The following is a 12938-nucleotide window of genomic DNA, read 5'->3' as shown; positions in this document are numbered from 1 at the left end:
TGTTATTGTTATTGAAATCAAAGAATTAAGTGGCAGAAAGTAGCACTACAGTAACAGGTCGGTAATGCTGAAATAATGCCCCCAGAAGTCCTTTGCGGCATCATTTCACCAACCTCTCCCGTAATGTATTTCAACCGTTATTCTCTCGCGCCCAAACTGCCGGCTCTGCTGCTGCTGGGCTTACTGGGCGCCTGCAACGACTCGGACTCTACCAACAACTCGACGCCCACCTCGGAGGTGCAGCTGAAAGCCCACTCGGTGAATCCGGCGCTGGTAAAGTCACTCAGCGGCTTTGAGAACCTGGAAATTCTGCCCCTGATCAGCTCCGACGACGTGCTGCCGGAGTCGCCCGGCTTCATTTTCGGCGCCCAGCCCGACGGCTCGGGTATCCTGAAAAACCCGAACGGGGAAGGCTACATCCTGCTCAACAACCACGAAATCATGTTCTCGGTGTCGCGGGTGTACCTGGATAAAACCTTCAAGCCGGTGAAGGGCGAGTACATTCTGGACGGGGACGGGGGCAACTTCCGCCTGTGCTCGGCCACGCTGGCCACGCCCGAGGAGCACGGTTTCGGCCCCATGTTTCTGACGGCCGGCGAAACCGACGGGGAAAGCATGGTGCACGCCCTCGACCCGCTGGGCCCGGCCAACAAAAAGGACCGCAGCCGCATGAAGCCGGCCCTGGGCCACGCCTCCATGGAAAACGCCGTGCCGCTGCCCAAAGACGCCTTCCCCGGCAAAACCGTCATCCTCATTGGGGAAGACAGCGGCAACGGCCAGCTGATTGCCTATGTGAGCAACACCGTGGGCGACCTGGACAACGGCAAACTCTACATGCTCAAGCGCACCACCGCTGACCCGGTGGAAACCAACATGGTGGCCGGCCAGCAGTACGACGTGGAGTTTGTGGAAGTGGACAACGCCAAAACCTCCACCGGCGCCCAGATTGCGGCGCAATCCATTGCCAAAAACGCCATTCAGTTTGCCCGGGTAGAGGACGTGGACTACCGCAAGGGCGGCAACGGCGCGGGCCGGGAGGTGTACTTCACCGCCACCGGCGTGAGCCAGTCGGATAAGGTAACGCCCGTAACCGGCTTTACCATGTGGGGCCGCGTGTACAAGCTTACTATGCAGGCCGATAACGTGTTGAAGGGCAAGCTGGAAATAGCCGTGGATGGCGCCACCGACCCCGGCAACAGCATCGTGAACCCCGACAACCTGTGCGTGACCAACGACTTCGTATACATCCAGGAAGACGGTGACTCGTTTTACGCCAACAACAAGCACGACGGCCGCGTGTGGCAATATGGCATGAGCAGCAAGCAGCTGAAGCCCATGCTGGAAATGAACCACCGCCGCACCGATGCCACCTTCAACGCCAAGTACAACAAAAGCAACGACCAGCGCCTGAGCACCTGGGAGTACGGTGCCATGCAGGATATTTCTGATATGGTGGGCGTGCCCAATACCTTTCTGCTCAACCTGCACCCCCACACCTGGCAGGACGACAAGTACCTGAATGCCGACGGCTCCAGTGAAACCCGCAACAAGAATAAGGAAGGCGGCCAGGTAGTCATCGTGCGCGGCGTGCAGCGGTAAGGGGATTTTGAGGATTTCGCGCTGAGCACCAGACCGTCATTCCGAGCGAAGGCGAGGAATCTCGCGGGCTGACGTTGTGCTAGTAATCCAACGAAGCGGTAGAGATGCTTCGACTACGCTCCGCTTCGCTCAGCATGACGGGTAGCATTGCAACGTCAGCATGCGAGATTCCTCGCTTCCCTCGGAATGACGTTCCATCAATAGTCAATCATATTGCCTTATTTATTATCCAGCCCTCCGCCCTTATGCAGCGGGGGGCTGCTGGTATCTGCCCTTTCGACTTCCGCTCACCTGCTTGCCCATGCTTCGCTCCCTGCTTATCGCTTGCCGATCTTGCGCCCCGCTGCTGTTGGCGGCCCTTTTGGCCCTGGCTGGTGCCTGCTCCCGTCCGGGCAGCCCGGCAGCCTCCGCCAGCACCCCCGCCCAGCGCGTGCAGCAGCACGTAGCCCAGGAGTTAGCACGCCTGCAGCACCAAGTGCAGCAACAATTGCTACCCCAAGCCCGGCGCGGCGCCTCTCCCGACTCCCTCCGGCGTAGCTTTCGGCAAGCTCGGCTGCTGTACAAGCGGGTGGAACCGTTCACGGAATACTACATGCCCGGCACGGCCCGCTTGCTCAACGGTCCGCCCGTAGGGGAGGTAGAAGTAGCCGAAAACAAGGATTTTGAGCCCGGCGGCCTGCAAGTAATTGAGAGCCTGCTGTACCCCGAATACGACCCCGCCAACCGCGCCGAGCTGGAGCGGGAAGTACGGGCCCTGCACCGCGAAATCAGCAATGCCCGCACCCGCTGGCAGGTGCAGGAGCTGTCGGATGCCCACGTGTTTGATGTGCTGCGCCTGCAGGTGTTCCGGGTGGTATCGTTGGGCATTACCGGGTTCGATACGCCCCTGAGCCCCACGGCCACCTTCCCCGAAACGGCCGCCGCGCTGGCGGCCTTGCAGCCACTGCTGGCCCACTACGAGCCCGCCGGCTCCGCCCCCGATTCGGTGCGCCAGGCCTACGGAGCCGCGCAGCGGCAGCTTGCCCGGGCCGCCCAGTACGCCCGTCAGCACCCGGATTTCAACAACTTCGACCGGCTGGCTTTCCTCACCGCCCACGCTAATCCGCTGGGCCGGGCGCTGCTGGCCTGCCAGGTGCAGCTTGGGATTCGGCCGTTTGAGGAAGTGCGGGCGTTGCGCCCGGATGCGGCCACGCTCTTTGATTCGGCGGCTTTCAACCCCGATTTTTACGCGCCTACCACCCGGCATTACCGCACCGAAGTCCGCATAGCCCTGGGCCGTCAGCTGTTCCAGGACCCCGTGCTTTCGGGCCCCGGAGGCCGCTCCTGCGCCAGCTGCCACCAGCCCGAGAAGGCCTTCACCGATGGCCTCGCCAAAAATGCCACCCTCACACCCGGCGGCCTCGTGCGTCGCAATACGCCCACCATCCTCAACGCCGCCCTGCAGGCCGGGCAGTTCTACGATTTGCGCTCCACCACCCTCGAAAACCAGGCCGTGGACGTGGTGGGCAACCCCGACGAAATGCACGGCTCCCTGGAAACGGCCGCCCGCCGCCTCCAGGGCCGTCCCGAGTACGTGCGCCAGTTCCGGCGGGCGTTTCCCGGCAGTGAAGTAGGAGTGGAGCCCCGCATCACGCCCGTGCAGATTCAAACCGCCCTGGCGGCCTATGAGCGGAGCCTTATTCGCCTCAATTCCCGTTTCGACCAGTACGTACGGGGCCAGCGGGAGGTATTAAGCAAGGAGGAAATCCGGGGTTTCAACGTGTTTATGGGCGCGGGCAAGTGCGGTACCTGCCACTTCGCGCCCCTGTTCAACGGCACGGTGCCGCCCGGCTTCACCGAGGCCGAATCGGAAGTGCTGGGCGTGCCGGCCGCGCCCGGTAGCCGCCGCCTCGATGCCGACCAGGGCCGCTACGCCCAGGTGCAGCTGCCGCAGCTGCGCCATTCCTTCAAGATTCCGACGGTGCGCAACGCGGCCCTTACCGCGCCCTACATGCACAACGGGGCCTACCGCACCCTGGAGCAGGTTATTGAGTTCTACAACGAAGGTGGAGGCAGCGGCCTGGGCCTCCACGTGCCCAACCAAACCCTGCCCGCCGACAAACTCCACCTCTCCGCTGCTGACCAACGCGCCCTCAAAGCCTTCCTGCTGGCCCTCACCGATACGACTTCTGGCCCAATGAGCGCACCTGAGCAGTACAGGAGATAATAAAGAACGTGTCATGCTGAGCCCGTCGAAGCATCTCTACCGCTTCGTTGCGTCGTTCAGTAGAGATGCTTCGACAGGCTCAGCATGACGTGCAGTGTATGGCAATTCCGCTAGGCGCGGCTCAAACCCCGTATATTGCCTATTGCCCGCGTTTTCGGCGGTGCCGTGTTCTATCAGCCCAAGTGTATCCATGCTCTTAACCATTTCCACTACCCACCAGCCCGCTACCGACCTGGGCTACCTGTTACATAAGAACCCGGCCCGTCTGCAGTCCGTGGATATTGCCTACGGTCAGGCCCACGTGTTCTACCCCGAGGCCACGGCGGAGCGTTGCACGGCCGCTCTGCTGCTGGATATTGACCCCATTGGGCTGGTGCGCAACCACCGGGGGCCGGCCGGGGAGGGGTTTGCCCTGGAGCAATACGTAAATGACCGACCCTACGCGGCCTCATCCTTCCTGAGTACGGCCCTGGCCAAAACCTTCAATACGGCCCTGAACGGCACCTGCAAGGACCGCCCCGAACTGCCCGCGGTGTTGCTGCCCCTGGAAGCCACCGTGGCCGCCCTGCCCGCCGCCAGCCCCGAGCAACTGTACCGCCTGTTTGCGCCCCTGGGCTACGAAATCAGCCTGGAAGCGCACCCCCTGGACCCCACCGTGCCCGACTGGGGCCCCAGCCGCTACCACACGCTGCGCCTGCGCCACCCGGCCCTGCGCCTGCAGGATTTACTTAGCCACCTCTACGTGCTCATCCCGGTGCTGGACCGCGGCGACAAGCACTATTGGATAACGCAGGAGGAAGCCGAAAAACTGCTGCGCCGGGGTGGGGCCTGGCTACCCCAGCACCCCGACCGGGAGTTTATCACGCGCCGCTACCTGCGCTTCGCCGAGTTTGTGAATCCCATGCTGGAGCGCCTGCTGGCCGCAGATGCCGAGGCCTCCGACGACGAGCCGCTGATTGCGGCGGCGGAAGGCAGTGAAACCGAGTGGGCAGCCAGCAGCCAACAACCCGTCACGCCGTCGCAAAACCTGCACGACCTGCGCCTGGACCGCGTGGCGGAGGAAATCCGGCGACTGGGGGCCCAGCGGGTGCTGGATTTGGGTTGCGGGGAAGGCAAGCTGCTGCGCCGGCTGCTGAAGCTGCCGCAGGTGGAGCATGTGCTGGGTATGGATGTATCGTGGCGGGAGCTGGAGCGGGCCCGGCAGCGCCTGCACGTTGCCGAGATGCCGCCGCGCCAGCGCGAACGGCTCACTCTCACCCAAGGCTCCCTGCTCTACCACGACCCGCGCCTGGCTGGCTACGATGCCGCTGCCGTGGTGGAAGTTATTGAGCACCTGGATGAAAGCCGGCTGGCTGCCTTCGAGCAGGTGGTATTTGCCCGCGCCCGCCCCGGGGCCGTGCTCGTCACCACGCCCAACGCCGACTATAACCAGCGTTACGAAACCCTTTCAGCCGGCGAGTTCCGCCACTCCGACCACCGCTTCGAGTGGACGCGGGAGCAGTTTGCTGCCTGGGCCGCCGGCGTGGCCGAGCGCCACGGCTACCGGGTACGCATCGAGCCCCTGGGCCCCGAGTACGCGGAAGTGGGTGCCCCCTCGCAGCTCGCCGTGTTTGAGGTGTAGCAGGCCAGCCCTCACCTGGTAGGCTGCCGCTGCAATGCTGGCCGGATTCTATCAATTGACCCCGGATACGCAAGGTGCCGACGGAGCCCGCCGCTGGTAGTGGGGCGAAAGTTGCCCGCCGCCTCCGTATTTTTGCCGAATGGTACCTACTGCTGAGCGGCTCAAGTGGCTCTGTTTCCTGTCGTTGCTGTTCTGGCTACTACTGGCCGGCCCATTGGCTTGGTCGCAGGTGCCTGCTGATTGGCAGACCTTTACTGACGCGCGCACTGGCTACCAGCTCACGTATCCGCACGGGTGGCAGGTACACGAGGATGAGGCACCCGGCGTGAGCTTTTACGTTGGTAGCGCATGGGCAACTACGCCGGTAACTGTCCGCTTCACGGTGCAGCCGCTGCCCGCCAACCGCGTCAATCTGCCCCCGCTGGCCCTGGGCCACCTCGATTCTCTCTGGCAGGCTCTCACGGCCCTGCCCCAGTCCCAGGTAGTGCGCCTGGAGCAGCAGGAGGCCGGGGCATTTCAGGAGGTGCGCTACGAATACACCTGCGCCGATTCGGGGGGGCGTGCCCGGGTGCTGGGCCGGCGGCTGTGGCGGGGTGGGTATGCGCTTCAGCTAGAATACCGGGCCGCTACCGTGCAGGATGCGCAGTATCTGGCAGCGGGCCGGCAGCTGCTGGCTTCCTTCGCCTTTGCCGGGCCGGGCTTGTCCAGCCGCCGCTACGCCGACCAGCTCTGCGACGACAAAGTGTACGGCATTGCTGCCCTGCGGGCCCACGACGGCACCTGGGAAGATGACTGCCGCACCATTCATGAGTGGGCTGGTAGTGCCAGTCTGGCTGCCGCGCCCAGAGTACACCGCAATGCCCTGCCGTTTCAGTCCTACGCCTTGGCCAAGGGGTTTGATAACTGCCTGTACTCCGTTACCAAATCTCCCACCGACCAGCCCGAGCGGGTGTACCGCTACGACCCCGCCACCCGCAAGGGCCGCTACACGGCCTGGGAGTTGCCTGCCCAGGGCCCCGGCAACGTCTGGATTTCGGCGGCTACTGACCGGCGCGGCGACTTGTATTTCCAGACCAGCGACGCCCACTTGCTGGTGCGCGCAAGCCCGGCCACCGATTCCGTAGTAGTGGTTTGGGAGGCTGATCCTTTGCGAAAAGCGGCGTACTACCCGGCCATTGGGTTTGCCAAAGCCGGTACCCATGCCAACTTCGGCCTTGATGAAACTGGTACCCTCTATGAAGTATACAGCACCGATGGGGCCTTGCTGAAGGTAGACCTACGGACGCTGCGCCCCGCCCCCGAACTGTTCCCCCTGGACGGCCTCCCGGAGCAGGGCGGCTACAGCGACGTGCTGCTGGAGCAGGACAACGAGGGCCGCCGCCGGTTGCTGCTGGCCGGGCCCAAATCCATTTTCGAGGTAGACCTGGCGCGCCGCCAGGCCACGCGGGTGCGCCGCGGTGTGTACACTGATTTGGCTGGCTGCAGCCTGTTTCGGTCGGCCGGCTCCCCGGCACCCGCGGCTTCTGCCACCCCGGGCCGGGCCGTGTGGCTGGGGCGGGTACTCGATGCGGAAACCCTGCGGCCGTTGCCCCAGGCCCAGCTCCGGTTTCAGGGAATGGGGGCACCCGCTGGGCCCCGCACCCTCACTGCCGCCGGTGAGTTTCTGCTGGCAGGGCAAGCCGGCCAGCTTTATCAAGTGCAGGCCCAGCTAGCCGGCTACTTCCCCACCGATACCACCTACGGCCTGCCCGCCGGGCAGTCGGGCCAGGATATCGTGCTGCGGCCTCTGCGTACCGGTACCACCCTCCGCCTGGATAACGTGCAGTTTGAGCAGGGCAAAGCCGTTCTTTTACCCACGTCCGTTCCCGACCTGAACCGTTTGCTGGTCCTGCTCACTGCCAATCCACAGCTGACCATTGAGCTCCTCGGCCACACCGATAACCAGGGTGACGCCCAGAAAAACGTGGTACTCAGTGAACAGCGCGTATCGGTGGTGAAGGACTACCTGGTCAGCCAGGGTGTAGCCCCCGGGCGGATTACCGGCCGGGGCCTGGGCGGCACCGAGCCCCGCGCCTCCAACGACCAGGAAGCCACTCGCCGCCTCAACCGTCGCGTGGAATTTCGCATCACGGGCGGGCGATGAGCCTAATCGTAATACTGGTACAGGTAGCGGTAAAAGGTAGGCCTGGTGCTATGGATATGCGAGGTTTCGCCCAGAAGCAGGCCCGAGGGCAAGTAGGAGTAAACGGCGTAGGCGGTACGGGTTGAGCTGTGCCTGGATACGGTGGCGTGCTCTCGCCCAATCAACTGATCCTCCCGATTATACACGTAGCTCGTGGTAACAGTCGAGAACTGATTGGTTTGGCCTATTCGCTGCCGGCTGGTATACTGCACCAAGCGGTTTTGAGCATCGTAGCGCCACCACTGCCGCGGAACAAGGCCTTGCGTGTGGCGCAAGGCCTGCACCAGCTGGCGGTAAGTGGGCTGCCGGCTTGCCGAAGTTGCGGAGACAGGGAGTTTTCCAAGCCGCACTATTTTGGCGAGGTTCAACTCCCCGTCTTCGTGCGGGATACCCTGGCGGCTCAAGCGGTATAATACCTTTGTAGCCAGTAGATTACCAGTGTGGCTATACTGAGCGTGCAGCAAGAGTACTGTATCGGGGTGGGGGCTGTAGCGCCATGCCCGCTTGTGGGTAGCTGTACCTAGTACCGCATCCCCGGTAAGAGTGCGCAGAATATGCGTTTCACTCAGCAACGTATCTGCCTGTTTCAGTAGGGTAGTTTCGCTGATGGTAAGCAGCTGCCCATGGGGCTTAAGTAGTTGGTGTGAGCTACGGCCAAGCCTGGGATTATGGGCCAGGATGTCCGTGTTAGCCTTGCCCGGAGTCGGGTGAAGCACCAGAGCCGTACAATGGCCCTGCTCGTCGTAGCTCCATTGCTGCTGCGCCTGCGGAAACGTATAATCGAACAGCCAAAGAAAGCGGCCGGCCCTGTCTATCTCCCGGTAGGACACAGTATCCCGGATGGCCCCCTCCTCATCCAAGCGAACTTTTACCACAGTGCGCACCCGGGTACGCTGGTATAAGTTGCGGGTCACGGAGTCCGGAGAAAGGGAGATAAGGCTAGGCAGCTCATCCGTCGCCTGTGCTCGGCTGGCACTGCAGAACCATAGGCTGTGTATGCCCAAGGCAAAAGCTAATAGTGAAAAACGCATAGTAGATAGCGGGTAGGGGTAATCGGTCCGCGGGCCGGGGTAATGCGGAGTAGAGCTACTGCACCAAACGTACAATTTTCACTCCAACTCTGTCTCTGGTCCGGGCCTGAGCAATCCGCTGCCTGGGGCATTGGGTGCGTGCAAGCTTAGCTCGGCTCAACCCCGGTTGTGTACTTCCCGTTGTAGGTGCGTGTTTTGCCATTTTGCCCTATGCTCATGCTAACACTGCTGCGCCCCCTGCTCTGGTCCGCTCTGGCATTTACGTTTCCCGCTGCCACAGGCTTACGCAACTGGGTGGGCTCTTACCAGTACGAGGAAAACCCCGTTAAGACCCTAGCTGGCTACAGCATGGGCATGCTATGGAAGTTGAATCTGCAACCCCAGGATAACCAAGCCCTAGCTGGGCTGCTCAGCATAGAAGGCCAGCAAACCTCGATGAAGCTGAAAGTGCGGGCCGCGGGTAACGCCCAAGACCTGCGGATTACCTACTTGCAGCTAGTGGATGGCAACGACTACCAGCAGTTCAAGCCCGGCGACGTACTGTTTCGCCTCCACAAAGACCCCAAAGGCGTCACTCGAACCTACTGGGGCAAGCTCCAGCCACGCCTCTCGGAAACGTACAAGGATGGGCAGGTGAATTTCATGCGGAAGTAGGAGGAGTCTTATGAGCTTTATTTATGGAGCGACCTTACTTCCTCACGCCAATTATACAGCCCGGTTGCTTCAAACACGCCCCCTTGCAGAAACCGGTTGAGAAAGACTACAAGCGAATCAGTTAGTGTAACACCGCTGTGAATCCGATAAATAGAAGGGTTAGTGGTTAGCTCAACTTCCCACATGTCACAGTAAATCAGGTATTCCGCTATGTAAAACTGCCTAGGCTCAAATTCCTGTTTCCGTTCTAGTATCTCCTCTAGCGGAATCATCCGAAACATATCTTCTTCCGACTCAAATCCGTTGCAAAACGAGTAGAATACCTTGAAATCAGTAGGGAGAACTAAGTTCATTTCCTGTTCAAACTGCTGAATTAGCTGCTCACTTGCCCCCGGATACAGCGTAATATCTGTTTGGTTCAGGTTGGCTTTGAGCGTTGATAGAACCTCGTAAATATCCATGAAGTAGCGTTTTTTAGTAGATGACGAGCCTACCCCGTCAGCTCGGGTTGATGGCAATAGGGGTGAATATCAGTGCAAGTGGGCAGCAGAAAGGCCAATGTGCTACTTCACTGACTTCTTAATTAGATTCTGTAAGTTAATTTGAATGGTATTTAACTCGTTCGGACGGCTTAGCTGCACTGTAATAAGTCGATTCGCAACGCTATAAGCGTGCAGATAAGCTATTTCAGCTTGAAACGGTTGATCGTCGAGCCAATAAAAATCTGAGCGTACGGCAATGGCTTCTGTTTTTAGTGTGTCCCAGTTAGTTGGTTGAATAGCGCGCTTAAGCTTGTCAAGTGTAGTGGGTTGGAGAAAACGGGAAAGGTAGCGGAGTGCCGGTGTACTGTCTCCTTTGCAATGAGTTGTCAGCCAGTAACATTCAAAGTACGAGGTTACGAAATCAACAAATGCGTCAACTCCTGGTGCAGCCTGTGTGTGTCTCGTGGTTAACAAAACTCCATCTATGTCTAAGTAAAGCTTTATCATTCGACGAAATTACTAGTTGCTATAATGCCCCAAGATACCCTCAAGCTCCCCGAACTCTCCCTCGTCCTGCTCATCGGTACCTCCGGGGCCGGTAAGTCCACGTTTGCGCGGCGGCTGTTTTCGGCTACCGAAATCGTGTCGTCGGACCAGTGCCGGGCCCTGGTGGCGGATGATGAAAACGACCAGGCCGCCACTACCGATGCGTTTGCGCTGCTGCACTACCTGGTAGGCCTGCGCCTGAAGCGCGGCCTGCTGACGGTGGTGGACGCTACCAACGTGCAGCCCGAAGCCCGCAAAACCCTCGTGCAGCTGGCCCGCGACTACCACGTGCTGCCCACTGCCATCATCCTCGACGTGCCCGACCGCCTGGCCGAGGACCGCAACCGTCAGCGGGCCGAGCGCCAGCACCTGGGCCGCCACGTGGTGCCCCAGCAGCGCCAGCAGTTGCGCCGCAGCCTCAAAACGCTCAAGCAGGAGGGCTTCCGCCACATCTACCACCTGCGCGGCCCCGAGGAAGTGGACGCCGTGCAAACCATCGTCCGCGACCCGCTCTATAGCAACCGTAAGCAGGATAACGGCCCCTTCGACATCATCGGTGATGTGCACGGCTGCTACCAGGAGTTGGTGCAGTTGCTCACGGAGCTGAGCTACGCGGTGGAAGAACAGCCCATAACCGATGTGCGCGACCTGGGCGTGCGCGTAACAGCGCCGGCCGGCCGCCGCGCCTTGTTCCTGGGTGATTTGGTGGACCGGGGCCCGGCCTCGCCGCAGGTGTTGCGGCTAGTGATGAGCATGGTACAGGGCGGCCAAGCATTGTGCGTACCCGGCAACCACGACATCAAGCTTCTGCGCTACCTCAACGGCAAACAAGTAAACGAGCAGCACGGCTTTGCCGAGACGGTGCAGCAGCTAGCCTCAGAATCCGATACGTTCAAAAGCCAAGTGCGGCAGTTTCTGGATGGGCTGGTGAGCCACTACGTGCTGGATGGGGGCAAGCTGGTGGTAGCCCACGCGGGCATGCGGGAGGAAATGCAGGGCCGTGGCTCGGGTGCCGTGCGGGCCTTCGCGCTGTTCGGCGAAACCACCGGCGAAATCGACGAGTTTGGCCTGCCGGTGCGCTACAACTGGGCATCGGAGTACCGCGGCCGGGCTACCGTGGTGTACGGCCACACGCCCGTGCCCGACCCCGAATGGCTCAACAACACCATCGACATAGATACCGGCTGCGTGTTCGGCGGCCGCCTCACCGCCCTGCGCTACCCCGAGCGGGAGCTGGTTTCGGTACCCGCCCAGCACGTATACTCAGAGCCAGTGCGCCCGCTCGACTACCTGCGCCGCCTAGCCGAAGCCACCAACGAGAAATCAGAAACCAACCACCAACTCTCGGCCCAGCAAGCCCACGACGACCTGCTCGATATCCGGGACGTGACGGGTAAGCAGATCATCAAAACGCGCCTGTTGCCCTCCGTGACGATTCGGGAGGAAAACGCGGTGGCGGCGCTGGAGGTGATGAGCCGGTTTGCGCTCAACCCGAAGTGGCTGCTGTACTTGCCGCCCACCATGAGCCCCTCCGAAACCTCAGCCCTGCCCGACATGCTGGAGCACCCGGCCGAAGCCTTCGACTACTTCCGCCGCCAAGGGCAGGAGCGGGTGGTGTGCCAGGAAAAGCACATGGGCAGCCGTGTGGTACTGGTGTTGGCCAAGGACGAGGATGCCGCGCGCCGCCGCTTCGGGGTGGTGGGCGAGGGGCCGGGCAAGGTATATACCCGCACCGGCCGCAACTTCTTCACCGACTCCAACCTGGAAGCCGCTTTCCTTACCCGCCTGCAGGAGGCCCTCACGGCCAGCAACTTCTGGGAGCGGTTCAGCACCGAGTGGGTGTGCCTGGATGCCGAGCTGCTGCCGTGGTCGGCCAAGGCTCAGCAGCTCATCAAAGACCAGTACGCCGCCGTGGCCGCCGCTGCTACCGCCGCCCTACCCGAAGCCGTGGCCGCGCTAACCCAGGCCGCCGGCCGGGGCCTGGATGGGGTAGAGGCCCTGCTGGCTCGTACCAGCGCCCGCCAAACTGCTGCCCAGCACTACGCCGAGGCCTACCGCCGCTACTGCTGGCCAGTGGACAGCGTGGAGGATCTGCGCCTGGCACCCTTCCACCTGCTCGCCACCGAGGGCCGCACATACTTCGACAAGGACCACGCCTGGCACATGGAAACCCTGCGCGCCATCTGCCTCCAGGACGAAGGCCTGCTCCGGGCCACGCCCTACCGCGTGGTGCACCTGCGCGACCTAGCCGACGTGGAAGCCGCCACCCAATGGTGGACTGACCTCACCGCGGCCGGGGGCGAAGGCATGGTGGTCAAGCCCTACGACTTCATCCCGACAGGCCAGAAAACCCTGGTGCAGCCCGCCCTCAAGTGCCGGGGCCGGGAGTACCTGCGCATCATCTACGGCCCTGACTACCTGCTGCCCGGCAACCTGGAGCGCCTGCGCGAGCGAAACGTAAAATCCAAGCGCAACCTCGCCCTCCGCGAATTCACCCTCGGCGTGGAAGGCCTCGAACGGTTTGTGGCCGGCGCCCCGCTGCGGGAAGTACACCAGTGCGTGTTCGGTGTGCTGGCCCTGGAAAGCGAAGCCGTGGACCCGCGGTTGTAGATAATTC

The 12938-nt window shown here is 61.8% G+C and carries 8 protein-coding genes; 6 read left to right on the top strand and 2 right to left on the bottom strand.

All coding sequences use genetic code 11. The features are described 5' to 3' along the window. Positions 1-123: 123 nt before the first annotated feature. The 4 genes from ABIB60_RS07300 to ABIB60_RS07285 all read left to right on the top strand — a co-directional run bounded on the left by ABIB60_RS07300 (position 124) and on the right by ABIB60_RS07285 (position 7569). Complete coding sequence (locus ABIB60_RS07300) at positions 124-1599, top strand: PhoX family protein (protein ID WP_354578819.1); 1476 nt, start codon at positions 124-126, stop codon at positions 1597-1599. 301 nt (positions 1600-1900) lie between these two features. Then, positions 1901-3805: a cytochrome-c peroxidase gene (locus ABIB60_RS07295; protein WP_354578817.1), complete on the top strand. Its 1905-nt coding sequence runs from the start codon at positions 1901-1903 to the stop codon at positions 3803-3805. A gap of 190 nt (positions 3806-3995) precedes the next feature. Continuing rightward, complete coding sequence (locus ABIB60_RS07290; RefSeq protein WP_354578815.1) at positions 3996-5426, top strand: 3' terminal RNA ribose 2'-O-methyltransferase Hen1; 1431 nt, start codon at positions 3996-3998, stop codon at positions 5424-5426. A gap of 139 nt (positions 5427-5565) precedes the next feature. Next, positions 5566-7569, top strand: a complete 2004-nt coding sequence (locus ABIB60_RS07285; RefSeq protein ID WP_354578813.1) for an OmpA family protein — start codon at positions 5566-5568, stop codon at positions 7567-7569. A 2-nt stretch (positions 7570-7571) separates the two neighbouring features. Here ABIB60_RS07285 and ABIB60_RS07280 read toward each other — a convergent pair whose 3' ends face one another. After that, complete coding sequence (locus ABIB60_RS07280) at positions 7572-8522, bottom strand: hypothetical protein (RefSeq protein ID WP_354578811.1); 951 nt, start codon at positions 8520-8522, stop codon at positions 7572-7574. A gap of 333 nt (positions 8523-8855) precedes the next feature. Between ABIB60_RS07280 and ABIB60_RS07275 the strand changes: the two genes are divergently transcribed. Next, positions 8856-9293, top strand: a complete 438-nt coding sequence (locus tag ABIB60_RS07275) for a DUF5991 domain-containing protein (RefSeq protein WP_354578809.1) — start codon at positions 8856-8858, stop codon at positions 9291-9293. A 17-nt stretch (positions 9294-9310) separates the two neighbouring features. Here ABIB60_RS07275 and ABIB60_RS07270 read toward each other — a convergent pair whose 3' ends face one another. Beyond that, entirely contained in the window at positions 9311-9754 is a 444-nt protein-coding gene (locus ABIB60_RS07270; protein ID WP_354578807.1) for an SMI1/KNR4 family protein, read from the bottom strand. Between the two features lie 552 nt (positions 9755-10306). Between ABIB60_RS07270 and ABIB60_RS07265 the strand changes: the two genes are divergently transcribed. Then, entirely contained in the window at positions 10307-12931 is a 2625-nt protein-coding gene (locus ABIB60_RS07265; protein WP_354578806.1) for a polynucleotide kinase-phosphatase, read from the top strand. Positions 12932-12938: the final 7 nt, after the last annotated feature.

It is taken from the genome of Hymenobacter sp. UYP22 (genome assembly GCF_040547285.1).
GTDB lineage: Bacteria > Bacteroidota > Bacteroidia > Cytophagales > Hymenobacteraceae > Hymenobacter.
This window is presented reverse-complemented; position numbering and strand designations above follow the sequence as displayed.